Below are 26,664 nucleotides of genomic sequence, written 5' to 3'. Positions count from 1 at the left end.
CCCACATACAACTCACCCACCACACCCACCGGCACCCGCCCCAACCGAGCATCCAACACCACCAAAGCAGCATGCGACACCGGCGAACCGATAGACGGCACACCAGTCCCCGAAGACAATCCACCGGTGATCGTGGCATACACCGTCGTCTCCGTCGGACCATACGTATTCACCATCGGAAAACGCCCAGCCCACTCATCGACCAACCCCGCCGACAACACCTCACTACCCATCAACAACGACTCCACCCAATCCCAACCAACCGGCGACAACACCGCCAACGTCGACGGCGTCACATGAACATGAGTCACCCGCTGCCGGGCAATAAGCTCCGTCAACCCCACACCCGGCCGCGCCTGCTCCTCCGTAGGCGCGACCGCGGCGGCACCACACAACAACGCCGACCACATATTGATCACCGACGCATCGAAAACCAACGGAGCCAACTGCAAAACCCGACTCCCCCCATGAACAGCGAGACGCCGGATATGGGCAGCGACAAGATCTGCGATACCGACATGTGTGACGGCGACCCCCTTCGGGGTACCGGTGGTCCCCGAGGTATAGATGAGGTAGGCCACCTGCCGCGCGTCGGGGAACGGAAGATCGGTATCGGGCTGGGCATCGATGATCGGATCACAGATGTCGACAACCTTGCGATCGGCGCGATCGGCTGCTTGCAGGAGCGCTGATGCTCGGCTCACCAGTTCCGTCGTGGTGACGACTGCCGCCACACCGGCATCGCTGAGCACGAACCCGATCCGGTGATCGGGATAGGCGGAATCGACCGCAACGTACGCCGCACCGATCTTCGAGACGGCGAGCACCCCGATGAAACTGTGTGCGGTCCGTGGCAGCATCAGGCCTACGACATCTCCTGGGGCGATACCGTAGCCGACCAATCGGTGAGCCAATCGCGCCGACATTCGATCGAGTTCCCGGTACGTCCATGTCCGGTCGTCGAAGACTATCGCCACGTTGTTCGGTGTCCGTGCCGCCTGTGCGGCGAACAGTTCCGGTAGCGACCTGGCGCCGCCGACATCGACATGAAGCGCCGCGCAATTGCCGATTACGTCCAGTCGGCGCTGTTCGTGTTCGTCGAGGAGTTCGATCGCCCCGATCGGGATGCTCGGATCCGCGGCCATCCCGGCCAGCACCCGAAGGAATCGCGCCGCAATCGTGTCGATGGTCGCCGGATCGAACAGATCGCTGGCGTACTCGATGCGTGTGGCCCAGCCGCCGCGATCACCGTGATCATCGATGACGAACGACAAGTCGAGGCGAGAGGTCCTGGTGTATATCGGAATCGGGGTGGCCTGAACCTCGGCGAAGTCGAAACTGCTGACCGGGTTGTGCTGAAACACCAGCATCGTCTGGAACACGGGGTGCCGGGCCGCCGACCGACTGGGGTTGAGCTTTTCCACCAAGACGTCGAAGGGGGCGTCCTGATTCTCGTAGGCGCCCAGCGCTTTGCGCTTCACCTGGGCAAGGAGTTCCGAGGCGGGCATGTCCGGGGTGAGCGTCGCACGCAGTACCCAGGTGTTGACGAAGAAGCCGATAAGACCATCGGCAGCCTGATCGGAGCGCCCGGCGATGGGCGAGCCGATCACAATGTCCGTGCCGGCACCGAGCCGGTGCAGCAACACCAACAGGGCGGCTTGCAGCACCATCGGCGCCGACACACCCGCATCGCGAGCCATCCGGCGGATATCGCCCCGGAGACGGGAGTCCAGCACGAACGGTCTTGTACCACCGCGATACGACTCCGTGCCAGGCCGCGGCCGGTCGGTTGGCAACCCTGAATCTGTTGGGGCTCCGGCCAGTTCGGCCTGCCAGTACGCCAACTGGGTGGACAGGAGGCTGTTCGGATCCGTTGCCGAACCCAGTAGCCGCTGTTGCCAGAGGGTGTAGTCGGCGTACTGTACGGTCAGTGGCGCCCAATCGGGATCGTGGCCGTGGGCCCGTGCGCGATAGGCCGCAACCAGGTCCCGTATCAACGGCGTGGCCGACCAGCCATCGGCCGCAATATGGTGCAGCACCATCACCAGCACGTGCGCACTGTCATCTCGCCGAAGCACCCGTACGCGCAGCGGTATCTCGACAGCGAGATCGAACCGATGATGTACGACGGCTGAGGCCTCGTTCGATACGCGCCGATCGTCCCACCCACTCGCATCCAGCACGGTCCAGCCGAGCTCGACATGGTCGACGTCGATGATTCGCTGGTGCGGGGTCCCGTCCAGTTCGGGAAACACCGTGCGCAACGATTCGTGGCGAGCCACCACATCCAGAATTGCCACCCGCAGCGCGGGCACATTCAGCGTGCCGGTCAACGACCAGACAAAGGGAATGTTGTAGGTCGCCGATGGTCCCTCGAGCCGATGCAGGAACCACAGGCGACGCTGCGCGTAGGACAGTGGCAGAATTTTCGGGCGCGGCATCGGCGTGAGCGGAGGACGCGACTGCGGCCGGGCGTCGAGAGCACCCGCCAGTCCCGCTACCGTCGGTGTGTCGAAGATTGCCGAGACTGCCAGTTCCTTACCCAGCACTGCGCGGATCCGATTCATCAACCGTGTCGCCACCAGCGAATGGCCGCCGAGTTCGAAGAAGTCGTCGTCGATACCGACCTGTTCATGTCCGAGCACCTCGGCGAACAGTCGTGCCAGCTCTTCTTCCGCGGGGGTTTCAGGCGCGCGATACCGAATACTGGACTGGTATTTCGGCGCAGGAAGGGCTTGCCTGTCGATTTTTCCGTTGACTGTCACAGGAAGGTGATCGACGACGACGATCGCGGACGGCACCATGAACTCCGGCAATCGTTGCGCGAGGAAGCGACGTACTGCTGCCGCATCGACCGCACCGTCCTCGGCTCCGGCAGCTGACACAACGTAGCCGACCAGTCGTTTGTCACCAGGTCGGTCCTCGCGGGCCACCACGACCGCGCGGACTACTCCCGGATACGCGACCAGCTCCTTCTCGACCTCGCCTGGTTCGATGCGGAACCCGCGGATCTTCGTCTGGTCGTCGACGCGGCCCACGAATTCCAATTCCCCGGCCTGGTTCCAGCGCACCGAATCTCCGGTGCGATACAACCGGCCGCCGGATTCACCGAACGGATCAGCGACGAACCGCGCTGCGGTCAGGCCGGGCCGGTTCCAATATCCTTGGGCTATGCCGTAGCCCCCAACGTACAGCTCGCCGACCACCCCTACCGGTACCCGGCGTAAGGAAGCATCGAGCACCGCCAGTGCGACCCCTGGCGCCGGCGATCCGATCGATGGTGTACCCGATCCCACTGCCAATGGCTCGCTGATCGACACGTACACCGTTGTCTCGGTGGGACCGTACACGTTGACCATGATCCGGCCATTCGCGAACCGGTCGACCAAACTGGCGCTGCATGGCTCTCCGCCGACTACCAGCGTCATGTTCGCCAGCTGCTCCGGGGTCAACGCGGCGACAGTGGAGGCGGTGAGATGCGCGTGCGTGACTTTGTGCCGCGCGATCAACCGCGCCAGCTCGGGGCCTGGTTGCGCTTGTTGTTCGGTGGGCACGACCGCGGTGGCGCCGGTCAGCAACGCCGACCACATGTCGAGGACCGAGGCGTCGAAGACCAGCCGCGAGAATTGCAGAACCCTACTGTCGCCGTTGATATGCAGCCGCCGAGTGTGCGCTGTAATGATTTCACAGACGCCGGCATGCGGTACAGCGACCCCCTTGGGCTGCCCCGTAGTTCCGGACGTGTAGATCAGATAGGCCAGTTGCTGTGGTGCGGGGAAGGGCAGCGCGGCGCTAGGCCGGCGGTCGATCTCCGGATCGGACACCGTCACAAGGGGAACATCCCGGTCGATCGGCCGCAGTAGCGATGCGGTGCGGATCTCGAATTCCGCCGCGGTCACCACAGCGGTGACACCGGTGTCGCGCAGTACGAAGGCGATCCGGTGATCGGGGTATGCCGGGTCGACCGGCACGTAGGCGGCACCTGCTTTGAGTACCCCCAACACCGTCACGATCCAGTGCATCGAACGTGGCAACAGCACGCCGACCAGATGTCCGGGCAGCACCCCCTGCATGATCAAAAAGTGGGCCAAGCGAGACGACATGTCATCGATCTCGCGGTAACTCCACCTTTGATCCCCCGCCACCACCGCTCGGTTGTCCGGTGTTCGCGCGACCTGTGCGGCGAACAACTGGGGAAGCGAAACGAGACCTCCGCCGATGTCACGGGCGGCCGCTCCATTGCCGAACGTATCCAGCCGGATCAGCTCGGTTTCCGACAGCGAAGGTTCCGATTTCGGATTCATGACCTCGATGCCCCTTGCGCGAATATCGTCACTGCTACGGCTTGATGCCGACCAGGTCGAAATCCGTCCCCGACACCAACCTTGATTAGTCGGTGCAATGTAACCGTTGCTGACTCTGCGGCGGTTGCCAGCGTTCGGCGTGGGCAGGTCATCCGCGGTGCTACACCGTATCCGCCCGCGCCACTGTCAATTCGGTCGGATATTCCCTGATCGATTCGATCGGTTCGTTGTTGATTCGTTGCCAATGGCGTTGGCGCTCAACGCGAATAGCTCGTCGGTCCAGCACGATATCCCGACTGGATTCGGGTGGCAAGGTCGGTGTGCTCACTGCTGGGAAGCGGTCGGCGAGCTTGCGCTGCGCGATGTTAGCTGTAGCGTTGCCGACGCCGCGCGCTGATTTCTCAATATCGGGAAGTTCGGCGCACACGTCTCGGTGGGCCATCCGTCTAGCATTCGAAGCCCGTGCGGTCACGGACGGGCGGTCTCGCGCGCAGGAAGTTCGGGGTCCGAAGCGGTCGGAGCATGATTCAAGAGGAGACCGAGCGTGGGAACAGCCCGCAGTGGGGAAGTGGTTCGCGGCGGCGCCGATCGGGACGGTCTCGGTGAGCCGGATACGCCGTCGACCGCGCTTCCGCTACGTCGGCTGCCATTGAAATGTGTTGTGGACTTGTCCATGTCGTATTGCGCCCAACCCGGATGATCCACGCGGGAAATCCAACACTCCGACGATCAGGAAAGCGGCCATGACTCGAAACCCCTCCCAGCGGCGCGCGTTCGACTACATGCGCGGCCACGTCACCTGCGCGGTTTTCGCCTCTCTGGGGATCATCGGTGTACTCGACGAACTCGCCGAACACGGGCTGCGCGCAGCCGACCTCGGCACGAACCGGTACCTCGCCGAGGCCACCCTGCGCTATCTGGCGCAGCGTGACATCGTCGCTCGCGGCGGCGGTGACCGCTATGTTCTCACCGAGGCCGGTCGTCAGCTGTACGCCGACCGCGGCTATCTGATGTGGCTGTCCGGCGGCTACGGCGATGCTCTGCACCATTTCGGCGACTTGTTGACCGGAAAGCGGACGTTCGGTTCGGATATCGATCGGGACGTGCGGTGGGTCGCGGTCGGCACAGCGCTGGTCGGGCAGCGGGATCTGCGGCCGGAGGTGATGGCGATCCTCGAGGAGATCTCCTTCGATTCGATCGCCGACATCGGCTGTGGCAATGCGCATTTTCTGATCGCGGCGTGCCAGGCCGGCGGAGGCCGCGGTGTGGGGGTGGATATCAGTCCGGCCGCGTGCGCCGAGGCGCAGCAGGAGGTGGCCAAGGCCGGGCTGGCCGACCGCATCACCATCCACGAGGGGGACGGAGCGAAGGCCGCCACGATTCCGCAACTGGAGTCGGTACAACTGGTCGTCACGTTCTTCTTCCTGCACGAGGTACTGGAGCACGGCTACGACGTGCTCGTGAACTACCTGCGCGGGCTTTGTGACCGATTGCCCTCGGGTGCGTACATGCTGACCGCCGAGGAGATCCCGCCCGCCACCGAACAGAACGTGCCGGAAGTACTGACCCCGGAGTACTCGCTGACCCAGGCGCTGATGGAGCAGTCGCTGCTCACCGAGGACGGTTGGCGAAAAGCGTTCGGCGAAGCGGGCTTCGACGTAGTGCGGATCGTGCAGCCCAACCTGCCGGACTGCCGGCTGATCCTGACCCGCAAGCCGACCTGACCAGGTGAACACGACGGCTGCGACGGCGAACTCGTGCGCCGGGTCGGTATCCGTCGAATCGTACGCAGCATTTGGCGCTCCGAGAGGATATGGGCACCCAACGTCTGAGGTGATCGGTGTATCGCTCTGTCTCCAGAGCAGTCGCCCCAGTGATAGCGATAGGTCGGTGAACTCGGGAAAGTGCAGAAGACCGTTCGTGCGGCAGAAGTAGATCTCGAGGGGTCGTGGTTGCGGTCGGGTCCCGGCCTATCTGTCGTCGCGGTATAGCCTGTCGTCGCTCGGGATGTTCTGATAAGCCAGGCCTGCCATGGCGCTGGTACTCAAATAGAGTAAGGAGCTGGCCACTGTTGTTCTGTAGATCTCGATAGCGCGATGAGCAGGTGTGTGGTTCGTGTCTACCGTGACATCGATTTCCGGGTAATTTCTGCGGACGGCGTCCGCGACCGCTGATAGTCGATCTGTAACGGCTGTGACGCTACGTACCGCTTCGTGATCCAAATCCTCGAAAAAAGGGATACCGTCTGTCACCAGGGAGACCTCGGGGTCGTTGACGATGACGTCGTAGACTTCGAATCGTGCACTGACGACGCACGACGTATCCAGGCGGGCGTCAGTGGTCCCGACACGGTCTGTCACGCCGGGAACGAATTCCATGGCTGTGTTCCGCTGCCGCGTCATTCGTCGGACGTTTATGGTGCGGGTGTCGATCCCCAGCACGACGCCGACTGGATGGAATCGCCTCTTCGGATCGAATGCGTCGGTCCCCCGCGGGATCATTCCGTACACGTGGGCGAGGTCTTCGTCGGCGAGGTAGACAGTGCCCTCGTGGCCATGGCTGGCCGGCCTGATGTGTCCGGTGATGCCAGAGAGTGGTTTTTCGGCGAACGCCTTCGGGAAGATCTCGGCGCAGTGGTTCAGTCGCGCACCGTGGTACAGACGGGGTGCCTCCAGGAATTCCGACGTGACAGGGACCTCCGCGTCTGCGACGCGGTCGGCCGCGGATTCGGATTCGGCGCGGCGGAACAGACGAGTGAGGTTTGTATCAGTGTGCTCCACGAGTTCGTGAAATTCGCGAAGCTCGTGTGCGGTCTCTCGGAGGGCGCGGCTCGACAGATCGCGAATGTCGCGCCCGACGACGGCAAGCCTTTGGACGATTTCGAACAAGGGTCGGCGTGGGCTCACAACGTCTCCACATGGCGGTTGGTCGATCGGACAGACTTCCCGGGCGGGATTCCTGCTTGCTGCCATTCCTCGTCTTGGGCATATGTTGAACTGTCAGCACGGAGAGTGCCAGGTGTGGGGCTTGCGATCCAGTTCGCTATCCCCTGAACCGGAGACGGGTGGGCTGGTGAGCGCAAGAATCCCGCATGCCCTCGGCTTCGGCAGGGCGAGCTACGGAAGATCGCGGAGGATCGGAGCTCAGGAGGCTCCGACGAAACGGCAACCTTCGAAGCTCGTGGGTGGGACTGGACGCATGTCGTTCCTCGGACCGGTGGCCGGGTCGACGAGATCCATTCGCGTGTAACGGATTTCGGACACCGCTGGGATTCGTCCGCACAGGACCTGGTCGATCCTCACGCGTGCTGGGCGGACGCGGATGCTTGTGATGACTCCGGCGGGATTCGCATGCTCGGCTTTCTCAGCATGGGGAATGCGGTTGCCCGGTTGGGCGAATTGCCTGGCTAGGCTGTGTGCCTTACGTAATCGTCGGCGGAGCTGGTCATCCTGGTGGCGGAGGTTGGGGCTGTTGGTCGCTGAGGATCAGGTTCGCGAGGCTCGGTTCGGACCGATGGATCACTTCATCCGTGACTCGAACGGTGTCGACATAGGGACTGGTACATGGTTCACCTGGAACGGCGTGCGGTCAGTGGCCGATACGCGGAACTCGGGCGGGCGGGGCGTGTACTTCGATGAAACGCTACGCGATGGGTTGCAAGCGCCGAATATCAGGAATCCCACTTTGGCGCAGAAGCTTTCTCTTGTGGACCACACCGTTGCTGTGGGCGTGGGCGCCGCCGATCTCGGTTTTCCCGGAGCCAGTAGTACGGCGGCGGAAGAGTGCATCGAGATCGCGAAGTATATCGATGCGAATGGATACGATTTGGCTCAGGGCTACGCTGGGCGTACACACGCCGACGACATCAGTGCCATCTGCGAGGTTTCGCAGGCTGCCGGCGTACCCGTGGACGCCTACGTATTCACTGGCGTCAGCCCCATTCGGCAGTACGTCGAAGATTGGGATATCTGTGCGATCGCACGCAATGTCCGCGATTCGGCACGGATGTGCCGCCGGGCGGGCGTGACGTTCGTGCTGGTCTTGGAGGACACCGTTCGGTGCCCGCCGCAACTGCTCCAGCAGATCTATGACGTCGCCATCGAGGTCGGTGTGCGCCGCGTATGCCTGTGCGACACCGTCGGCGCCGCGCTGCCGAGCGGTACCGAGGCGCTCATCAAATGGTCCACGCGATACTTCGCGGAACGCGGGCATGCGGCGGACTTCGAGTGGCATGGGCACAACGACCGCGGGCTCGCGTTGGCCAACTCGCTCACCGCGCTGTCGGCGGGATGTGTCCGGGTGCACGGCACGATCCTCGGTATCGGCGAGCGAACCGGCAATGCCTCGCTCGACCAGCTCATTCTGAACAGTCACCTCGACCAGGCCGGCGGCTACGATCTCATCGCCTTGCGGAAATACTGCGAGTACGCATCCGAGGTGCTGAATACCGCCATACCGAACAACTACCCGGCGATGGGCAGCGACGTCTTCAAGACCAGCGCAGGCGTTCACGCGGCCGCGATTCTCAAAGCCCACAGGAAGGGGGATCGGCTGCTCGAGGACACGGTGTACTCCAGCGTCCCGGCGAGTCATTTCGGACGTGCTCAAGAAGTGGTCATCGATGCCAGCTCAGGTGCCAGCAATGTGCGCTACTGGTTGGCCACGAACGGACTCGCCGACGACCGGGTGCTGATCGAGAAGATCCTCCAGCGAGCCAAGCGGAGCAGTACTCCTCTCACCGATGAATTGATAGGGCAGATCATTGCGACAACAGAGTGAGACCGGCGCGAGAACTTTCCGGCTACGCGGCAACGTGCTGTTCCTCACCGAGGATCCTGACCTGGTCGCGGCGCAGCTGTCCGGCCACTGCCCGCTCGGTCCCGCAGAACTTTTGCGCAAGCCGTTGTGCGACAATATCTCGACTGACGAAGTTATTCCCGGCTGGTGTTGTTATTGGTATGACAAGCAACTCGGCGATTTCGTCTATCTCGGGTTGCGTGGGCGCAGCGTAACGCAAGGAGCGGTCAGCGCGTTCGGCCCGCAGATCGTCGTCAGCGGAACGGCCAAGGGCTGCGGGTCGTCTCGTGAACATGCCGCGCTCGCGGAGAAATACGCGGGCGTAGAGTTGGTCTTCGCGCGCTCGTTCGAGCGCATCTACGAGCAGAACTGCCGCAATATCGGCATCGTCACCTGCACAGATTTCGGACTGCTCGACGCGCTCATCGCCGGCGACGAGCTGCCGCTCGAGCTGTTCACCGCCGGTGCGAACGGCATCGAACGCGCCATCATCGATCTCGGCGGGCTGTTCGGCTTCAACCGGTCGAGCGCTGCGGCGGGCAGTACGCCGGTGCTGCCGCGGTTCACCGCGCCGCGTCCACTCAACGTGGTCGAAAAGGTGCTGCAAAGCAAGCTTTCGGCACGCAATCACCGTCCGCCGGACGGTGTGGTCGCAGTCGGTGAGTCGTATTTCGTGCAGACCGATGTCCGTTTCAGTCACGAGTACGTGACGCCGATGGCGGCGGAGATGTTCACCCTGGAATTCGGCGCGGCGGCAAACCCGCTGGAGCCGGCCACCTGCTACTACTTCCAGGACCATCTCTCCCTCGCCGAATCCGTGCTGAGCCGACGCGACAACGGCAAGGATCTGATCGGGCGGGTCAACAATCTGCGCAAGCGGCAGAAGGAGTTCGCCAGGAAGAGCCAGGGCAATTTCATCGGCCCAGGGCATTCCGGTGGCAGTCGTGCCATCTGCCACAACTACATCATGGAACATGTCGCAGAGCCCGGCGACGTGATCATCGGTACGGACAGTCATACCTGTACGGCCGGAGCCATCGGCGCGTTCGCTTTCGGCGTCGGCGCGACGGACATGGCCAACGCGTGGTACACCCGGGAGATTCTGGTCAAGGTGCCCGCGGTGATCAGGGTCGAATTGCGGCAGCAGTTGCGGCCTGGGGTGTGTGCGAAGGACGTCATGCTCTCACTGCTCCCGCATCCACAGATCCGCGGCAGCCGAACACTGGGAAAGGTACTGCTGTTCAGCGGCGAAGGCGTCGCGGGACTGAACATCGACGAACGAGCGACGTTGTGCAACATGGCCGTCGAAGCCGGTGCGATGACCGCGATGGTCGAGCCGGATAGCCGGACGCGCGAATACCTGGCCGGACGGCCGGGGCGACGCCGGGGTGACCGAAGCGGGGTCGTCGTCTCCGATGTCGACGCGAGCTATGACGCGGTCGTGGAACTCGCGCTCGACGCCATCGAGCCGATGGTGGCGCTGCCCGGTGACCCGCGCAACTCGGTGCCCCTGTCCTCGATTCACGATGTGGTGCCCGTGGACAAGGTCTACGGCGGCTCCTGCACCGGCGGGAAGGCACACGACATGGACATGTACGCGAGTGTTTTCGCACTGGCACGCGAGCGCGGCGCATCCGTGCCCGATGGAGTCCAGGCGTTCATCCAGTTCGGTAGTGAGGACGTCATGCGCTACGCGACGGACCGCGGGTATGTCGAGCTGTTCGCCGACATCGGGGTGACCGTGTTGCCGCCCTCGTGCGGTGCCTGTATCAACGCCGGCCCGGGGGTGTCGGAAAGCCCTGCCGAGGTCACCGTGAGTGCCCAGAACCGGAACTTTCCCGGACGCTCTGGACCTGGCCAGGTGTATCTCGCATCACCCTATGTCGTCGCCGCCACGGCGATAGCCGGGCGGCTCAGTTCCGTCGAAGCCATGCTTCGCGAAGTGGGAGAGAACCGATGAGGCTCGCGGTGATCCCGGGCGACGGGATCGGTCGCGAGGTCGTCCACGCGGTGCTGCCGGTGCTGGCCCTGCTCAACGACACCTGCGATGCGGGGATCGAGCACGACATATTCGGTTGGGGCGCCGACGAATGGCTCGCGACGGGGGTGGGATTGCCGGACGGCGCGCTGGACTCGCTCGCCGAGGAGTATCAAGCGATACTCCTCGGTGCATTGGGAGATCCGCGGATTCCGGACATGGCCCATGGTCGCAGCATCCTGCTCGGATTACGGCGTGGCCTGGATCTCTATGTGAACTACCGCCCGCTCGACTTACCCACCGGCCGGATCGATCTGTTCCGCGAGAACACGCAGGGGCTCTACGCCGGAGTCGGCGGAACGATCGCGCGCCGCGGCTCGGTCAGCGTCGCTATCGATGAATGCGTATACACCCGAGAGACAGTGGAGAAGTTCGTCCGATTCGGACTGCGGCGACTCGCCGATACCGGACGCACGAAGGTTACCTTGGTGCACAAATCGAACGCCGTGCCGAACACCGGACGCCTCTGGCAAGAGGTCTTCGAAACCGAAGTGGCGGGTTTCCCGCAGCTCGCGGCCGAACAAGAATACGTCGACTCGTTCTGTTACCACCTGGTGCGCGATCCGTCGTCGTACGAGGGCGTGCTGGCCCCGAATCTCTTCGGCGACATCATCAGCGACATCGGCGCCGCTCTGATGGGCGGATTAGGTCTCGCCGCGAGCGCGAGTATCTGCCCCGAGACCGGCTGCGCGTTGTTCGAGCCCGTACACGGCAGTGCGCCGAACATAGCCGGTAAGGGAATCGCCAACCCGTCCGCGGCGGCGATGTCACTCGCCATGGCCCTGGACCATATGGGGTACGGCGAACAAGCTGCGCTCCTGCGTGATTCGATCCGTGAGGTCGCGGCCAGCGAATTGGCGACTCCGGACATCGGCGGGTGTGGCACCACAGTGGGATTCATGACCGAGGTCATCGATCGGCTCGGCGCACGAATCATCGAAGACAACGTCGACCGGGCAGGCAATCCCGCCGCCACCTCTTGATTCGAGGGTACATGCGCAGTCGTATCGCTCCCGCCACGGGAGCCGGCCAGGCGGGGCCTGGCTCGAGTTCCATCGTGCGCGACTCGCTCGCACTGACCTCACGCCAGGACGTGATCTCATTCGCCGGCGGGCTCCCGGCGCCCGAACTGTTCGACGTCGAAGGCATCAGGTCCGCCTACGAGCGAGTCTTGCGTGAATCCAGTTCACGCGTCCTGCAATACTCGGTGACCGACGGCGATCCGGCCCTGCGCGACGCGATCGCACTGTTGCTCGCCCGCGCCGAACTCCCGACGGTCGCCGACGATCTGCTGGTGACCACGGGAGCCCAGCAAGCCCTCTATGTGCTGGCGGCCACGTTGCTCGAGCCCGCCGATATCGTTCTCGTCGAGAACCCCACCTACGTGGCCGCGCTACAGGTCTTCAGCGCGGTGCGCGCCCGCGTCATCCCGGTGCCCACCGACGGCGACGGCATGGTGATCGAAGCCCTGCGCGAACTCGTCGCCGAACATCGACCCCGAATGGTCTATTTGGTGCCGACCTTCCAGAACCCCACCGGTCACACCTTGCCTGCGGACCGACGCGCCGCCGTTTCGCGGATCGCCGCCGAATGCGACATGTGGATCGTCGAGGATGATCCGTACGGAGAGTTACGGTTTCGCGGTGAACGGTTGCCCCTGATCGCTTCCTACGCGGATTCCGCCGACCGGACCATCCTGCTGGGCAGCCTGTCCAAGCTCCTCGCTCCCGGAATGCGACTGGGCTGGATGCGCGCGCCCGCTACGGTGCGCACCGCATGCGCGGTCGTCAAACAGGCGGTCGACCTGCACAGCTCGACGATCGACCAGGCAGCCGCAGCGGCCTACCTCGCGGCGAGCGACCTGGACGGGCGAATCACCCGCGCCCGTGCCCTGTACGGCGAACGCTGCGACGCGTTGCTGGACGCGCTCTCGCGAGCACTCCCGCACGGCAGCAGCTGGAGCCGTCCGAACGGCGGAATGTTCGTGTGGGTTCGGTTGCCCGGCGGTGTCGACACCACCGCGTTGCTGCCCGCCGCCCTGGCTCAGCGGGTCGCCTACGTGCCGGGAGCACCGTTCTTCGCCGGTGTCGCCGACCCGTCGACGCTGCGCATGTCCTTCAGCGCACACAGCCCCGCTGAGATTCGCGAAGGTGTCCAGCGCCTGGCCGCTGTGTTGGACGAGACCTAGTTGTAGCGCCGACAGTCATAGGAATGCGCCGAGGATTCGGGCCGGATCATCGACGGAGATCGAATCAATTCTCCGGTGCGACTCCATGCCCGAAACCCGGCGCCAGAATCTTGTGCTCGATGAACGCGCTCAGCCGCGCAATCCCGCGCCGGATGTCCGCCACGTCGAGGTAGCTACAGGACAAACGCAGCCGGTGGCTGCCGGTGCCGTCCAGGTAGAACTGGTCCATCGGAGTCCACAACACGCCGTACTCGGAGGCTGATATCTCCAAGAGCGCAAGGTCTGCCGGCACGGGGAGCCGCATGACGACGAAGAAGCCGCCGACCGGTCGATTCCATTCGATCTCAGGCCAGTTTTTCGACCCGGCATCGAGCGCGGTCAACAGGCAGTCCAGGTTGCGCTGGTAGCGTGCGGCTTTGAGGCGGTTCTGCTGGGTGAAAGTGCCGCCGTCCGCCATCAGCATCCCACCGACGACCGCCTGTGCGAGCGGGGCGGTGTTCACAGTGACCATGCTTTTCAACGCGGCGATCTCATCGGCGAGCGACCCACCATCGTCTACCTCCTGACCTGCGATCACATATCCGACGCGAGCGCCAGGGAAACAGGTCTTGGCGAAAGTGCCGACGTGGATCACGCGTTCGTGGGTGTCCAAGGCTTTCAGCGACGGCAGCACCTGGTGACCGAGCGCGGTGAATCCGTACGGATTGTCCTCCAGGATGAGGAAGTCGGCGTGCTCGGCGAGTTCGATCAGCCGATGCCTGGTGGACACCGGCATCCGGCTGCCGCCTGGGTTCGCGAAGTCCGGCGCTGTGTAGCACACCCGTATGGGCTGCCTGGCCTGTGCCGCGATAGAGCACGTGTCGGCAAGTCGGTCGATATCGATGCCGTTCGATGATTCGGGTATCGGAACGACAGGGATGTCCAGCAGCCGCGCCGCACCGACGATGCCGGGATAGCAGGGATTGGCGACCGCGACGGCGCCCCGCGTCGACGGAGTGAACAGCGCGCGCAGCACCAGGAATAACGCCTCCTGCGCGCCGACAGTGATCACGATCTCGGACGGTCCGGCCGTGATTCCTTCGTCACGGCGCAAGGTCTCGGCCACGATGTCGTTGATGATGCCGCGGCTCGGGCCGTATTCGAACAGCAGCCGCCGGGCTCGTTCGTTGCTATAGCCCTTGTCCTGCCTCAGATGGGCGAGGAAGCGTTCTATATAGCTGTGGGGATCGAGAGTGGTGAAGAACTCGGGGTGCGGGGCGCCCGGAGCGAACGAGATGGCCTCGGGGTACCGCGACATGATCTCGTTGAGAAAGCTCACCGAGCCGAGAACGGGATCGGCGAGCGACCCGTGCAGCGTGCTACGTGCCAACCGCACGGTTGCCTCCCACTTGTTTTCGCCGACGTGATTCCTGCCAGCGTCGCTCGACGTTGCCGAGCACATCGGGGCTGTACATGCGCTCCGCCTGCACTATCGCGAATTCGGCCAGGTACCATCGGTAGAGGTCGACAGGCTCTTCCGCGAGGATCAACATTCGCCGATTGGCGACTACGGCAGGCTGTGACAATTCCGCTACCGCAGCCGTGATCGCAGCGTCCATTTCCTCCGCCGGGACCACCTCGTCGCAGATCAGCTCGGCTGCTCGGTCGGTCGCCGCTATCCGCAAGCCGCTCAGAATGATTCGCCGGGACATTCGGCTTCCGACCGCTCTCGACAGGCGAAGGTTGGCGAGGCCGGGAACGATGCCCTCCTCGGCGGCCGGGAGACTGAAGAACGCGCCTTCCTCTGCGATCACCCGATCCAGTACCAGGAGCAACTGCATGCCGCCACCGATGGCGAAGGCGTCGACGGCACCGATCCACGGTTTCTCCGGCTGCCTGGCCACCACCGGGGCGGCGCGGGCATCGGTGAACAAGCCGCGCATGATCTTGTTGATGAAGCCGAGTTCCCGACCGAGCAGGAATTCCACGAACGAGATCCTGCCGTTGCGCAGGTCGGTGAGATTCATGCCCGCGCTGAAGACTCGTTTGCCTTGATATCGCGGGGAGCCGCTCGGGCCGCCGCGTAGGACGCCGACGCGCACCTCGTCGTCGAGCAGCGCGAGGTCCACCGCTGTTTCAGTGTCGGTCACGAGCTGATCGTTCTCGGCGTTGAGCGGGTGACCATCACGAAATGTCAGGTAAGCGGCGTGCCCGACCCGTTCGACCGCGACCGAGGACAACTCGATCTTGCCGGTGCGGCGAAAAATGTCGAGTACTTCGATCGCCGGTGCGGTCGGCATCCTCATCGCGTCGATCAGGTGGGAGCCCGAACGGGGGGATCGCAGTATCGCCGCGCAGAAGATCGCCTGGTCGATCTCGCGCCCATCGCGTTCGGCCTGAATGCGGCCGCGTTCGTCGGCGATGCTCGTCGCGGTCGGCACCAGGCCTGGGAAGCGTTCTGCTGCGGCGTGAACCAGTTCCGGCAGGCGTCGATGACGGGCGAGGCCGCTGGTCAGCACGCTGTATACCGCGTCCGCGTGCCTGGCCAGGAACGCTCGGCGCGCCGTCCTGGCCGCGGCGAAGGCCTGATCCACCGAACGTTGCGCACCGGCGTCGCGATCGATTCTCGAGGGGTAGCGTGCGACTACGTCCTCGCAGCGTGCGGTGTACTTCGCCAGACTTGTCGCATCGAGGTCCAGGTCACCGACGAAGTCGGGACCGGCTTGCGGGTCAATCATTGTGACGCCTCAGCTCGCGGTCACAGGCAGCCAGATGCACACCGAGCGCATCGTCGAATTCGGCGGAGACGGCTTCGTTGAGCAATTGCCTGTGTACCGCTAGCGCGGACCTGGAAAGCCGACGCGCGCCCAGTATCACGCGCTCGGCGACTGCCTCGGGCTCGGGAGTCAGCTCGTCGAGCAGACCGAGTTCGACGGCTTCGTTCGCGCTGAGTGTTCCGCCGCGAACCACGAGTCGTCGGACATGGCCCGCGCCTGCCTGTCGCACCAGACGGTAGAGCCCCATACCCGGCCACACGTGCCCGTCATCGGCTGTGAACGTCAATCGAGCCTCGGGTGTGCCGATCCGATAGTCGGTGGCGAGCAGGATATCCGAACCGGGGCCGCTGCACATAGATTTTGTGACCACCACGCTCAGCGCATTCGATTGCTCGAGCCGTCGGACGGCTCGCTCCCACCGCCGGACCTCCTCGACACTTGCCGGGAGAGGAACGGGCAGCCGCGTCGGTGCCGGATCATCGAGGATGAAGAGCACCGTGGCCAAGTGTGCCTCGGCAGCGAGCCGGTCGGAAGCGGCGACCAGTTGCGCGGTGAGCTCGCCTAGCGGTTTCGTCTGGTCGACTGGAATCGTCAACGTCGTCGCGCTGAACGCTGTTGCCACGCCATTTTCCTCGAGAGATCGAATTACGTCCACCCGGTGCCCTTCGGTCTTCGTCCGTCACCACTGAATCAGAGCCATCTCGATCGAGGTCCCAGGACCCATCGTCATCAACACACCGAACTCGTCGGCGGTCGCGGTGTTCTCATTGCATAATTTTTCGAGCGAAAACAGAAACGATCCGCTCGACAGATTGCCGTGGTCGCGTAGGACGCCGGTGGTATGTCGCAGGTCGAACCGGCTGAGTCCCAGGTTCAGTCGGATCGAGTCGATGACCTTCTTACCGCCGGAGTGCACGATCCAGTGCGTGATGTCGGAGCGACGTAGGGCGAATTCAGTGAGCAGCCGATCCACGCTCGGTTCCGCGTGCGCGCCGATCACGTAGGGGATGTCCGGATCCAGGTAGAAACTGAACTTTCCGTGACTGTCGTCCCAGTCGTAGCGCATCGCGTGGATCGCCTCGGGAATCATCGTGCTGGAGAATCCGAGAATCGAGGGTGCTGAGTTGTTTTCCTGGGTCGGTCGGGCAATGACGGCGACGGCGGCGGCGCCATCGCCGAAGAGGCTGTTGACGACGGCGGACCGCAACGTGCCGTCGTGCAGGTAGGCGGCGGACGATACCTCCACGCAGACCATCACCGCCAGCTCACCGGGATGGGCTCGGGCCCAGGCGGATACCGAGGCGAGTGCGTTGAGGCCGGCGTTGCAGCCCATGCCGACCACGTCCAGTCGGTGGCAGTGGCGATCGATGGGCAGATCGTGGACAAGCCAGGCCGCTAAACCTGGGGTGAGAAAGCCGGTGCTGGTCACACAGCACAGGTGCCGGATGTCCTCCGCTGCCGCGCCGACCTTTTGCAGGCAGGCCAGGAGTGCGTGACGCCCCAACTCGGTACCGGCTGTTCGATGCTTCTCGAGTAGCTGGCGCTGAGTCTCCTCGGTAAAGCCGCCATCGGTATGCGTCGGCGGCAAGGTTAAATTTCGTCGTTCGATCGCGCCGTTGAGAAACAGAGAACGCACACGTGAGTCGGTGATGCCGAAGCTGTCGAGCAATTCTTGTTGAGAGTAGGATGTGGGCGGAACCGCTGTTCCGACGCCGAAAATTCGCGCAGACGGACTCACCGATTCACGCTCCCTGCCCGTTGCGCGAGGTCCACTGTGTATAACATCCATTCCCCTGAATCACACCTCGGACCCGGCCGGAATCAGCCGATAGTCGCTCGGGCAGCGTAGCCCGATCGGGCAATTCGGGGCGGCGTGGTCTGCCCACTGTTGGGACGCTCGATCGGGCCGGGTCCGGCCGCGGATCGGTGAACTCGGGTCAGGGATGGTCTTGATGGTCGTCCGGCAGCGCTTCTTGCCAGCGTGGCTCGCGCTTCTCGCGAAACGCGAGTCGGCCTTCGATCGGATCCTGGCTGGCCGCGCGGCGTTCTTCCCAGCGGTAACGGGTGGCGAACGCGGCCTCCAGGGGCCTGCCTTCGGCTCTTGTGGCAGCCTCCTTGATGGCGCGAACGGACAACGGCGAGCACCGCACGATATCCGCGATCCAGCCTGCGACGCAGGCATCGAGTTCATCCGGTGGCACAACGTCATTGATGAGTCCCAGCCCGAACGCGCGCGGTGCGGCGAGCGACCGACCGCTCATCAGCAGCCCCATCGCGGTATGCCACGGGAGCTGCCGGGACAGCCGGAATACGCCACCCGCACCTGGTACCAGGCCAAGGGTGGCTTCCGGCAGGCCGAACACTGCATCGGTGCTGGCCACGATGATGTCGCAAGCCAGGGCCAATTCGAAGCCGCCACCGAGGGCGTATCCGCGCACCTTGGCGATGATCGGTTTCGACAGCTCGAAGCGCTCGGTCAGGCGCGGCCAGCCCGGCTTACCGTAGCTGCCGAATGTGGTAGGTGTGTTCGCCCCCGACTCTTTCAAATCTTGTCCCACGGAAAAAGCGCGGTCGCCGGTGCCGGACAGGACGGCAACCCGAGTCTCGGGGTCCGCTTCGAAATCATTCCAGACCACGCTCAATTCTTCATGCATTTTCGAATTCATCGCGTTCAGGACTTCGGGTCTCTGCATAGTTATGTGCGCAACTCGGGAAGTTTTTCTGTAGCTGATGGTCTGGAAATCCATGGCGACATTATATTGCTCCCGCGTCGGTCGGCAACCTATGCGATACTCGGGCCATCGAGGTCGATCAGGTGCTGGTTGCGACGAGGCGGATCCGGTATCGGTATGTCGAACTGCCCGGCTCGCGGCTGATCGCCTCGACGGTTTCTGGGTATATCGCTTTTGTTGTACGCCGTAATCAGGCTTCGGTGGATATTCACATGAATGTACCCGAAGCTGCGACCGCAATCATTGCCGGAAGCGAAGCGTATGCAGCTTGAAGCCTTTGGCAACTGTGCGGAGCAGCGGAAATCCATGCACGTCACGAACGTTGCATTCCTGGCAGCCACAACCACCCGTACCTCCAGCCGTTCATGCGCTCACCCAGCTCGAGCGTCGGAAGCTGGGTGAACGTGGAAGAGTGGGAAAAACCAGTCCGCCACATCCCCGGTGATTGACCGGCGCCCGGTGGTGGGGGAGGGTGGAGCGATGGCGGGAGGCGAGCTGTGTCACGGGGTCGAACTGTCCAATCTCGATCAGCCGTTGTTCGACGAGGCCGGGGCGAGCAAACGGGATCTGGTGGACTATCTGGAGTTCGCCGGGGAACGGTTGCTGCGGGTGCTGCGCGGACGGCCGCTCTCGGTGGTGCGGGTGCGGCCGGGGCAGGAGCCGTTCATGCAGAAGAATCTCCCGAAGTACACGCCGGAGTGGGTGGCGCGGACGAAAGTCTGGGCGGAGAGCTCGCGGCGGGAGATCACTTACGCTCTCTGTGACGACTTGCGGACCCTGATCTGGTTCGGCAATCAGCGGGCGGTGGAATACCACCCGACTCTGTTCCTCGCGGAATCCGTGCCGGAACCCACACATCTCGTGCTCGATCTCGATCCCTCACCGGGGCAGACCTTCGCCGACGCCGTGGCAGGTGCCCGGCTGATCCGGGAAGCTCTGGCTGCGGACGGGTTGTCCGGGGCGGTGAAGACGAGTGGTTCCAAGGGTTTACATGTGTTCGTGCCGGTGGTCCCGGGGATGGATGTCGAGGACGCGGCCGCGGCGACGCGTGCCGTGGCGGCGCGAGCCGAGCGGATCGATCCGTCGGTCGGCACGACGGCGTTCATCCGGGAGGACCGTCACGGCAAGGTCTTTCTCGACGCCACCCGTGCGGGTGGTGCCACCGTGGCCGCCGCCTACAGTCCGCGTATCCGTCCGGGCGTCACTGTGTCGTTCCCGCTGCGCTGGTCGGACCTCGACGAGGTGACGCCGGCTGATTTCACTGTGCGGACCGTACCGGACCTGCTCGGCGACAACGATCCATGGCAGTCGGAGATGCCTGCCCCGCAGCAGCTTCCTCCGGATCTGGTCGAGGAGGGACACACGATCCCAGTGGCCCGGGTGCAGGCCATGCACGAGGGCAAACGACGTGCCAGGGCGCGGCGGAGCGAATGATCTGTGCGGGATCGAACGACGGTGCGCCCGCACCTGCCCGCGCGAACGCCGACGCCGGGCCGCTCACCCGACGCTGAGCTGACTGAGCGCCTTGGTGGTTCCGGCGCGCGAATATCACGCAAGGCAGATCAGGAACGCTGAAACGTTCACGGCGGGCGGGAGGATCAAAGGCAAGCATGGTGGGGCCGAGAATCCGGCCATGGCTTCGTGTCGTTGCTCCGTTGCCGGAGCGAGCACCGGTTCGGCCGTGGCGGTGCCCGAACCGATGGCGATCCCGAGGGCGAGCGCCAGGGCTGACGTCGTCGCACGCAACTTGGTCATAACGAGCCTCGCTGTCGTCGGTGCCGGGGTCTGTCCCCGGCGGATTGGCTGCTGATTGATACTTCGGCCGCCGGTTCTCGCTCCGGCGGCGGCGCGGGGATACGGACCCGCTGTCATCGATTACCTCGCTGTCGAAGGCGTTTCGCAAGGGTCTGTTCCGAGAGTGGGCACCCCTCGGAGCGGTCGATGGGCCGAACGCGGACTCGATGACGAGGTCAGCTTCCAAGTTATTCTCGCGTGCAGAGTGTCTCGATGATAGAGAGACTCGGAGCGAGGGAGCCGCGATGGCGGAACCGGGCACGCGCGAGCAGACGTTAGGTGCGCTGCGGGACGAGATGCGCAGGCATACGACCCAGACGGTGGTGCTCCATTCGGCGGTCGAACTCGTGGCGGTCCGGGCCGAGGTGGCGGTGGCACCGTTGTTCGGCGAACTCGCGGCGCTGGACGGAGGTCTGCCGGAGGACGACGCCACACTGCGGACGCTGCTGGCTTTCGTCCGTGACGTCAACGCGGCGCTCGCGCGGGCGACGAGCCAGGTATCCGAGGCGCACACCGGCTGACTCCGCCGCCCGGCGCATCGAATCTCTACTTCCCAAAATGAGAATGAAATTCGCTGCATGGTGCACGCGATGCTGCGCCCAGGCGGCCAGCGACAGGGAAGAGGGTCCAGATGCTGTTCGAGTTCGACGCCGACCAGCGACTATTGCGCGAAACGGCGCGTGAGGTCACGGCGAAGCAGGTCCCACCCACTCTGATTCGCGACATCATCGACAAGGATCTCGAACCCGGCTCCTTGTGGCAGACCTACGTCGACATCGGCTGGACCGAGCTGACGGATCCTGCCCCGAGTGTCGAACTGGCCATTGTGCTCGAACAACTCGGCTGTGCCACCGACCCCACCCCTTTTCTGGCGTCGATGTCCCAGTTCGCCCCACTCGTCCCGGATGCGGGGAGGATCGAGAGTCCGTGCACGGCGGTCTATTCCGGCGTCGTCGCCCGGCCTGACGGCCGCGGATGGCGTTTGGACGGCACCGCCCACCACGTTCTCGACGGTGACCGGGCGGAGCGTTTCGCCGCGGTCACCGATGCCGGTGTGTTCGTCGTGCCTGCCGAGGCGGTGACCGCGGGCCGGGTTTCGGTATTCGATCCGGTGCTGCACGTCGCGGAGGTTCGTTTCGCGGGCGTGCGGGTCACCGGTGGCGACCGAAGCGCGGCCGTCGCCAATCCGACGCGATCATCGGGTCGTTCCAGGCCGTGCAACACAAAGCCGCCGACATGCACATCGCGATCGAGCGGGCCCGCGCGCTGGGGTATTTCGCCGCATTGTGCCTGGCAGAGGACGATTCGCGACGCCGGATGGCGGCGTCCATGGCCAAGGCCTCGGCGGCGAGTGCCAGGCGCTGGGTTTCCGCCACGGCATCCAGCTGTTCGGCGCCATGGGTTTCACCTGGGAGAACGACCTACAGTTCGCGCTCAAGCGGGCCAAGGCCGGCGAGCTGATGCTCGGCGGCGCGGCCGAGCATCGGGCGCTCATCGCCGAGGAGTACCGTGCAGCTCACCTTTGATTCCGACGTCGAGGCCTTCCGCGCCGAATTCGTCGCCTTTCTCACCGAACACCTGCCGACCGAGGCCGTCGAACGCTCCCGGTCCGGCGCGCGTGTGCCGGAATGGGCGCGGCGCTGGCAGCGCCTGCTGTTCGACAACGGCTGGCTGCTCCCGGCGAATCCGCCGGAGTTCGGCGGCCGCAACGCCACGGTGCTGCAGCAGTACGTGCACCTGGAGGAGCTGTCCAAGCGGCGGATCTACCACAGTTTCAATCCGCAGGGCGTCGGGATCGTCGCGGCCTCGCTGCTGTCGTTCGGCACCCAGGAGCAGAAGCGCCGCTGGGCGGTGCCGATCCTGCGGGCGGAGATCACCCGCCGCGCTGGGAATGAGCGAGCCGGGCGCGGGTTCGGATCTGGCCGGGTTGCGCACCCGCGCGGTGCGCGACGGCGAGGAGTACGTGGTGGACGGGCAGAAGGTGTGGACCTCCGGCGCCCACGACGCCGACGTTCTGCTGACCTTCGTCCGTACCGATCCGGCGGCCCCGAAGCATCGGGGAATCAGCGTCCTGCTGATTCCCACCGACCTGCCGGGGGTGACGAGACGACCGTTCCCCTCGGTGTGCTCGCCGGACGACCTCGACTTCAACGAGGTCTACTTCGAAGGCGTCCGGGTGCCCGCGGAGAACCTGGTCGGCGCGCCGAATCAGGGCTGGTCGGTGGCCACCGGCTCGCTTCGTCACGAACGCACGCTGCTGTGGCTGGGGTATGCCGACCGGCTCGAGGATCTGCTCGGAGACTTCCGGCCGCGCAGCGTGCTCGACCGCGACGCGTACGCGAAGCTGGTCATGGACGCGCACGCCCTGTCCGGTGGCGCTGATCAGGGACATCGCCGAGCGTGGCGCGGATTCCGCCCTACTGTGGAATGTCTATCTCGACCAAGGATGGACCTCGCTCACCGATCCGTGCGAGATGGTGGAGCTGACCATCGTGCTGGAGGAACTGGGGCGGGTCACCGATCCGACCCCGTACCTGGCCACGATGACCCACTACGCGCCACCGGCTGGTGACGCGCAGCGCCACCGCCGCGACCGCGGTGTTCGAGGGCGTATCGGCTCGCCGCGACGGCTCTGAGTGGATCCTGAGCGGCACCGCTCAGGTGCTCGACGGCGACCGAGCCGAGCGGTTGGCGGTCGCCACCGGCGCCGGAGTGTTCGTGTTGCCCGCCGCCCGGGTCACCGCGCGCCGGGTCGCGGTCTTCGATCCGCTCCTGCACGTCGCTCGGCGGGAAATCGCGCCAGCAAGGTGGCTGCGGCATTACGAGATCGCTCCGCATCCGAGCCCGGCGCCGAGGGCTCGGACCGATTCGTGGTCCAAGGTGGTCGCCAGCACCGCACGATCGCGAGATCGCGGGGAGACCCGTCCGGGCGGGCGAGGGCCTGATCTTCGACCTCGCTCCGGCCAACTTGGGACGAGAAGGCATGGGAGCAGCCGGACAGGCTGGATCTGCGCAGGCCCGCCGCCCAGCACCTCCGGTTCGGTTTCGGCCCGCACCAGTGCGTCGGGCAGCAACTGGCCAGGGCCGAATTGCAGATCATGTTCCAGACGCTGGTTCGGAGGATTCCCTCCCTGCGCTTGGCGATCCCGTTCGAGGAAATGCAATTCAAGCACGACCGCCTCGCTTACGGGGTGTACGAGCTGCCAGTGAGCTGGTAGGGCTTCGCGCCGCGTATCGGGGGAGGCGCTGTGTGCTACTCGTAGCTCGTCTCGATGTCCGGCACGCGATCAGCACCCGCCGGGCAGCCGCCGCATGCGCACCCGGCTGCCCGGTGTTCGTTCATCGGATGGACGCCCGACGCACAGTTCTGACACCACGTAGGTTCATATACAGTAATCGTGTTACTCTGCTGTCGTCCGTCAGCTGTGACGAGCCTCATGCTCCGCAGCTTTCGCGACTCGGATCACTCCGGCGAAGGGGCCGGGTGGAAGTCATGGAGAGTCATCGATGCAGCGACAGCATGGACAGTCTCGGTCGAGGTGGCGGCGGTGGGCCGTTCCGGTGGCGGCGGCGGTGGCCGTGGCCTGCGCCACCGCGGTAGCCGTGGTGGGGGTGGATACCAGGGAGGCGGCGGCCGCCCCGGTCAGCGATTTCTATCTCCCGCCCGCCCAGATTCCGTCGGAGCCGGGGGCGATCATCAAGACCGCGCCGATGGCGCTGTTCGCGACCGTGCCCACGGACAAGGGGTGGCCGGGCAAGGCGCAGCACGTCATGTACACCTCGCGGCTGCAGGACGGCTCCCCGGTCGCGGTGACCGGGACGTTCATCGACGCCACTGGCCCGTGGCAGGGTCCGGGCCCGCGCCCGACGGTGGTCATCGGTCCCGGCACCTCCGGTCAGGGTGATCGCTGCGCGATGTCGGTGGCGTTCTCCACCGGAATGACGGTGTTCACCGACCCGTCGCCGGGGCTTTCGGCGAACCAGGAACTCCCGGCCTCGGCGGTGTGGAGCGGGTTGGGCGCCCGTGTCCTGGTGACCGACTACATCGGTTTGGGCACACCGGGCATTCACACTTACGCCAACCGGATCGAAGCCGCGCACGCCGTTCTCGACGGGGTTCGCGCGGCGCACAAACTCGCGGGCGCCGCACCCGAGACGCCAGTGGTGTTGTGGGGCTACTCCCAGGGTGGCGGTGCGACGGCGGCCGCGGCCGAGATGCAAACGGAGTATGCGCCGGAGTTGAATCTCAAGGGCACCTGGGCGGGTGGGCCGGTCGCGGATCTCGCCGCGATCCTCGAACGCATCGACGGCGCTCTCATCGGCGGCGCCATCGGATTCGCCATCAACGGTCTGCTCGCGCGCTACCCCGAACTGCACAAGGCCCTGGACCGGGTGACCAGTCCCGCAGGACGCGCCATGCTCGAAACCCTCAGCAACGCATGCATCGGCGACATCATCACCCGCCATCCCTTCCTGAAGACCAACTCGCTGACCAACGACGGCCGCTCGCTCACCGAACATCTCGCGGAGCTGCCCGAGGCCGCTCCCGCCCTGGCCGAACTGCGCATCGGCAACCTGACCCCGGCCACGCCGGTTCTGATCACCAGCGGTCTCAACGACGACACCGTCCCTTACGGCCAGGCCCGCCGGCTCGCCGAAGACTGGTGTGCCAAAGGCGCCACGGTCACCTTCCGCACCAACGAGCTGCCACCGATCCTGCCCGGCACGACCATCCCGAACCATTTCGGACCGGAGATGATCGACGGCTTCGGCCCCGACAACGCGATCACCTACCTGCTCGATCGCCTCGCAGGCAAGCCCGTCTCCGGCTGCACCTTCGACTGAATCCGCCTGCGCAGAGCGCGGTCGGGCCCCGAAACGCTGGGCCCGACCGCGCTTTCGCGCGTCTTGGCCTTTCGTCCCAGACGATTTCGTGCCCCTTCGTGCCGACCCGAGAGTTCCGGGTGCCCCACCAACGCGCACAGGTCGAACCACTGCTGCGCGGTGCCGCATCCCACCGCCACCAAGCCGTCGGACGCGGTGGCGACACCCGAGACGCTGCGCCGTCGTTCCGTACGGAAGGGGCGGCCGAGGGCGTCGAAGAACGAGACCGGGAAATAGGTGAGCCCGAGGACCTGGGTCTCCAGCACGGACAGATCGTGAATGATCGTGCTCGAGGTCGGTGATCGGTTCGAGATCGCCATGCCGAGTGCGTTGGTGGCCGGCGTTGCGGTTTGGGTCGAGTCGATCGACCAGCCGACCACCCGCCGTGAATGGGTGTCGAGCACGACCGCGCAGCAAACCTTACTTTCCCGGGTGTAGTGCTCGGTGTGAGCGCAACCGCCATTCCGTGCGGTAGCGGGTGGGCTGTAGCGGACTGATGGTGTTCCAGGTGAACACCGCGGTCCCGTCGCCGTTGCGGCGGGCCGGTGGGGTGGCGATGGGGCGGGCGTCGGCAGTCGGAGAGGTTTCGATGCCCATACCAGGGCGGCCGGGAACGCCGACTGCACTTCGACGCGGGCGGTGGGCAGCCCGGTCGCGCGCTGGAACCAGCGACACACTTGCGTGGCGAACGCATCCGAACCCCACCGCAGACCAGATCGTCAGCAGGTGATCAATATCGCCGACCGTGGCGACGCGACTCACGAGCTGAACCGGAGGCCAGCCATCGGGATAAGGGAAGCGACTTCGTTCCAATCGCTGAGCCCCATCTCGATCGACAGCGGGCGGGAAATGCAGCTGCACGGTGCGGGTGACGGGCAACCTCACCATGCTGCTCCGGACGCTCGACCTCAACAGACCCCGTATCGGGGCGGCCCGAAAGTTGTCGTTGCTCCGGTCCTCGCCGGAGGCGTCGACGATCTCGGTACACCGCGACGAAGCCCGGCGACCGGGTGGAGGCGGCGTCATCCGTCGGATGGTTCATCTGCCTCCGCCTCCTACTTCTCGAAGGGGGCAGATTCGCACTCGCCGGATCGCCTCCGAATTGAATATCGACGCGTCGGCCGCTCGAATATGTCAAGGGGGGTTGCGTTGTCAGTCAGGCAACGACGGA

General features: G+C 64.8%; 19 protein-coding genes and 5 pseudogenes. 14 read left to right on the top strand and 10 right to left on the bottom strand.

Features of this window, described 5'->3' with window-relative positions; all coding sequences use genetic code 11:
• Positions 1–4,304 (bottom strand): non-ribosomal peptide synthetase (locus GVY39_RS27870; RefSeq protein ID WP_159929726.1); only part of this gene is annotated, 4,304 nt, incomplete at its 3' end.
• A 160-nt stretch (positions 4,305–4,464) separates the two neighbouring features.
• The gene (locus tag GVY39_RS27865) at positions 4,465–4,746 is read right to left on the bottom strand and encodes a hypothetical protein (RefSeq protein WP_159929724.1); all 282 of its coding nucleotides are present in this window, start codon (positions 4,744–4,746) and stop codon (positions 4,465–4,467) included.
• A 301-nt stretch (positions 4,747–5,047) separates the two neighbouring features.
• Between GVY39_RS27865 and GVY39_RS27860 the strand changes: the two genes are divergently transcribed.
• Entirely contained in the window at positions 5,048–6,028 is a 981-nt protein-coding gene (locus GVY39_RS27860) for a cyclopropane-fatty-acyl-phospholipid synthase family protein (protein WP_159929722.1), read from the top strand.
• Positions 6,029–6,274: 246 nt separating this feature from the next.
• Here the strand turns inward: GVY39_RS27860 and GVY39_RS27855 are convergent, their stop codons facing one another.
• Entirely contained in the window at positions 6,275–7,210 is a 936-nt protein-coding gene (locus GVY39_RS27855; protein ID WP_159929720.1) for a hypothetical protein, read from the bottom strand.
• 607 nt (positions 7,211–7,817) lie between these two features.
• Between GVY39_RS27855 and GVY39_RS27850 the strand changes: the two genes are divergently transcribed.
• From GVY39_RS27850 to GVY39_RS27835, 4 genes are all read left to right on the top strand, one after another.
• Positions 7,818–9,083 (top strand): LeuA family protein, encoded by a 1,266-nt coding sequence (locus GVY39_RS27850; protein ID WP_159929718.1) that lies wholly within the window; start codon positions 7,818–7,820, stop codon positions 9,081–9,083.
• Positions 9,067–11,061 (top strand): aconitase family protein, encoded by a 1,995-nt coding sequence (locus GVY39_RS27845; RefSeq protein ID WP_159929716.1) that lies wholly within the window; start codon positions 9,067–9,069, stop codon positions 11,059–11,061. Before GVY39_RS27850 ends, GVY39_RS27845 begins: the two co-directional genes overlap by 17 nt.
• Complete coding sequence (locus GVY39_RS27840) at positions 11,058–12,122, top strand: isocitrate/isopropylmalate family dehydrogenase (RefSeq protein ID WP_159929714.1); 1,065 nt, start codon at positions 11,058–11,060, stop codon at positions 12,120–12,122. Before GVY39_RS27845 ends, GVY39_RS27840 begins: the two co-directional genes overlap by 4 nt.
• Before the next feature lie 74 nt (positions 12,123–12,196).
• Positions 12,197–13,327: a PLP-dependent aminotransferase family protein gene (locus GVY39_RS27835; RefSeq protein WP_236565708.1), complete on the top strand. Its 1,131-nt coding sequence runs from the start codon at positions 12,197–12,199 to the stop codon at positions 13,325–13,327.
• A gap of 64 nt (positions 13,328–13,391) precedes the next feature.
• On the opposite strand, the gene GVY39_RS27830 is transcribed toward GVY39_RS27835, so the two are convergent.
• The 5 genes from GVY39_RS27830 to dpgD form a co-directional block, all read right to left on the bottom strand.
• Entirely contained in the window at positions 13,392–14,702 is a 1,311-nt protein-coding gene (locus GVY39_RS27830; RefSeq protein ID WP_201295374.1) for a PLP-dependent aminotransferase family protein, read from the bottom strand.
• Positions 14,686–16,044: an enoyl-CoA hydratase/isomerase family protein gene (locus GVY39_RS27825; protein WP_159929708.1), complete on the bottom strand. Its 1,359-nt coding sequence runs from the start codon at positions 16,042–16,044 to the stop codon at positions 14,686–14,688. The genes GVY39_RS27830 and GVY39_RS27825 overlap by 17 nt, the downstream gene beginning before the upstream one ends.
• The gene (gene dpgB, locus GVY39_RS27820; protein ID WP_159929706.1) at positions 16,037–16,705 is read right to left on the bottom strand and encodes an enoyl-CoA-hydratase DpgB; all 669 of its coding nucleotides are present in this window, start codon (positions 16,703–16,705) and stop codon (positions 16,037–16,039) included. Before dpgB ends, GVY39_RS27825 begins: the two co-directional genes overlap by 8 nt.
• Positions 16,706–16,762: 57 nt before the next feature.
• Entirely contained in the window at positions 16,763–17,872 is a 1,110-nt protein-coding gene (gene dpgA / locus GVY39_RS27815) for a 3,5-dihydroxyphenylacetyl-CoA synthase DpgA (RefSeq protein WP_159929704.1), read from the bottom strand.
• 148 nt (positions 17,873–18,020) lie between these two features.
• Positions 18,021–18,830 (bottom strand): enoyl-CoA-hydratase DpgD, encoded by an 810-nt coding sequence (gene dpgD / locus GVY39_RS27810; RefSeq protein ID WP_159929702.1) that lies wholly within the window; start codon positions 18,828–18,830, stop codon positions 18,021–18,023.
• Between the two features lie 68 nt (positions 18,831–18,898).
• On the opposite strand from dpgD, the gene GVY39_RS27805 reads away from it, so the two are divergent.
• Positions 18,899–19,087: a hypothetical protein gene (locus GVY39_RS27805; RefSeq protein WP_159929700.1), complete on the top strand. Its 189-nt coding sequence runs from the start codon at positions 18,899–18,901 to the stop codon at positions 19,085–19,087.
• A gap of 208 nt (positions 19,088–19,295) precedes the next feature.
• Positions 19,296–20,249: a DNA polymerase domain-containing protein gene (locus GVY39_RS27800; RefSeq protein ID WP_159929698.1), complete on the top strand. Its 954-nt coding sequence runs from the start codon at positions 19,296–19,298 to the stop codon at positions 20,247–20,249.
• A gap of 114 nt (positions 20,250–20,363) precedes the next feature.
• Here the strand turns inward: GVY39_RS27800 and GVY39_RS27795 are convergent, their stop codons facing one another.
• Positions 20,364–20,570, bottom strand: coding sequence for a hypothetical protein (locus GVY39_RS27795; protein ID WP_159929696.1), 207 nt, complete (start codon positions 20,568–20,570; stop codon positions 20,364–20,366).
• A 284-nt stretch (positions 20,571–20,854) separates the two neighbouring features.
• On the opposite strand from GVY39_RS27795, the gene GVY39_RS27790 reads away from it, so the two are divergent.
• From GVY39_RS27790 to GVY39_RS27770, 6 genes and pseudogenes are all read left to right on the top strand, one after another.
• On the top strand, positions 20,855–21,130 hold the full coding sequence (locus tag GVY39_RS27790) for a hypothetical protein (RefSeq protein WP_159929694.1): 276 nt from the start codon (positions 20,855–20,857) through the stop codon (positions 21,128–21,130).
• Between the two features lie 110 nt (positions 21,131–21,240).
• Positions 21,241–22,135 (top strand): annotated as a pseudogene (locus GVY39_RS27785) (acyl-CoA dehydrogenase family protein).
• Positions 22,119–22,977: pseudogene (locus GVY39_RS27780) on the top strand (acyl-CoA dehydrogenase family protein); the annotation flags it as partial. The pseudogenes GVY39_RS27785 and GVY39_RS27780, both read left to right, overlap by 17 nt.
• Positions 22,976–23,393: pseudogene (locus GVY39_RS34735) on the top strand (acyl-CoA dehydrogenase); the annotation flags it as partial. The pseudogenes GVY39_RS27780 and GVY39_RS34735, both read left to right, overlap by 2 nt.
• A gap of 106 nt (positions 23,394–23,499) precedes the next feature.
• A pseudogene (locus GVY39_RS27775) lies at positions 23,500–23,827 on the top strand (cytochrome P450); the annotation flags it as partial.
• 289 nt (positions 23,828–24,116) lie between these two features.
• The gene (locus tag GVY39_RS27770) at positions 24,117–25,454 is read left to right on the top strand and encodes a lipase family protein (RefSeq protein ID WP_159929692.1); all 1,338 of its coding nucleotides are present in this window, start codon (positions 24,117–24,119) and stop codon (positions 25,452–25,454) included.
• Positions 25,455–25,567: 113 nt separating this feature from the next.
• Here GVY39_RS27770 and GVY39_RS35390 read toward each other — a convergent pair.
• Positions 25,568–25,813, bottom strand: a pseudogene (locus GVY39_RS35390) (hypothetical protein); the annotation flags it as partial.
• Between GVY39_RS35390 and GVY39_RS35385 the strand changes: the two are divergent.
• Positions 25,773–25,931, top strand: coding sequence for a hypothetical protein (locus tag GVY39_RS35385; RefSeq protein WP_195072195.1), 159 nt, complete (start codon positions 25,773–25,775; stop codon positions 25,929–25,931). The pseudogene GVY39_RS35390 and the gene GVY39_RS35385 sit on opposite strands and share 41 nt — an antisense overlap.
• Positions 25,932–26,664: the final 733 nt, after the last annotated feature.

Origin of the sequence: Nocardia sp. CY15 (genome assembly GCF_009829295.1) — a bacterium.
Classification (GTDB): Bacteria; Actinomycetota; Actinomycetes; order Mycobacteriales; family Mycobacteriaceae; genus Nocardia; species Nocardia sputi.
This window is presented reverse-complemented; position numbering and strand designations above follow the sequence as displayed.